The 1,252-nt window shown below is 51.8% G+C and carries 1 rRNA gene; it reads left to right on the forward strand.

The features are described from left to right. Positions 1 to 1,079: ribosomal RNA gene (locus G9F48_RS19260) — 16S ribosomal RNA — on the forward strand; the annotation flags it as partial. Positions 1,080 to 1,252: the final 173 nt, after the last annotated feature.

Consider the following 1,252-nt stretch of genomic DNA (forward strand, 5'->3'; position numbering starts at 1 on the left):
AATAGGGCGGCACCTTGACGGTACCTAACCAGAAAGCCACGGCTAACTACGTGCCAGCAGCCGCGGTAATACGTAGGTGGCAAGCGTTGTCCGGAATTATTGGGCGTAAAGGGCTCGCAGGCGGTTTCTTAAGTCTGATGTGAAAGCCCCCGGCTCAACCGGGGAGGGTCATTGGAAACTGGGGAACTTGAGTGCAGAAGAGGAGAGTGGAATTCCACGTGTAGCGGTGAAATGCGTAGAGATGTGGAGGAACACCAGTGGCGAAGGCGACTCTCTGGTCTGTAACTGACGCTGAGGAGCGAAAGCGTGGGGAGCGAACAGGATTAGATACCCTGGTAGTCCACGCCGTAAACGATGAGTGCTAAGTGTTAGGGGGTTTCCGCCCCTTAGTGCTGCAGCTAACGCATTAAGCACTCCGCCTGGGGAGTACGGTCGCAAGACTGAAACTCAAAGGAATTGACGGGGGCCCGCACAAGCGGTGGAGCATGTGGTTTAATTCGAAGCAACGCGAAGAACCTTACCAGGTCTTGACATCCTCTGACAATCCTAGAGATAGGACGTCCCCTTCGGGGGCAGAGTGACAGGTGGTGCATGGTTGTCGTCAGCTCGTGTCGTGAGATGTTGGGTTAAGTCCCGCAACGAGCGCAACCCTTGATCTTAGTTGCCAGCATTCAGTTGGGCACTCTAAGGTGACTGCCGGTGACAAACCGGAGGAAGGTGGGGATGACGTCAAATCATCATGCCCCTTATGACCTGGGCTACACACGTGCTACAATGGACAGAACAAAGGGCAGCGAAACCGCGAGGTTAAGCCAATCCCACAAATCTGTTCTCAGTTCGGATCGCAGTCTGCAACTCGACTGCGTGAAGCTGGAATCGCTAGTAATCGCGGATCAGCATGCCGCGGTGAATACGTTCCCGGGCCTTGTACACACCGCCCGTCACACCACGAGAGTTTGTAACACCCGAAGTCGGTGAGGTAACCTTTATGGAGCCAGCCGCCGAAGGTGGGACAGATGATTGGGGTGAAGTCGTAACAAGGTAGCCGTATCGGAAGGTGCGGCTGGATCACCTCCTTTCTAAGGATTTTAACGGAATATAAGACCTTGGGTCTTATAAACAGAACGTTCCCTGTCTTGTTTAGTTTTGAAGGATCATTCGATTCTTCGAGATGTTGTTCTTTGAAAACTAGATAACAGAAGTAATTCACATTCAATTAGTAATGCAAGATATCACGTAGTGATTCTTTTTA

Source organism: Bacillus sp. EKM420B (genome assembly GCF_011065565.1).
Taxonomy (GTDB): domain Bacteria; phylum Bacillota; class Bacilli; order Bacillales; family Bacillaceae; genus Bacillus; species Bacillus velezensis.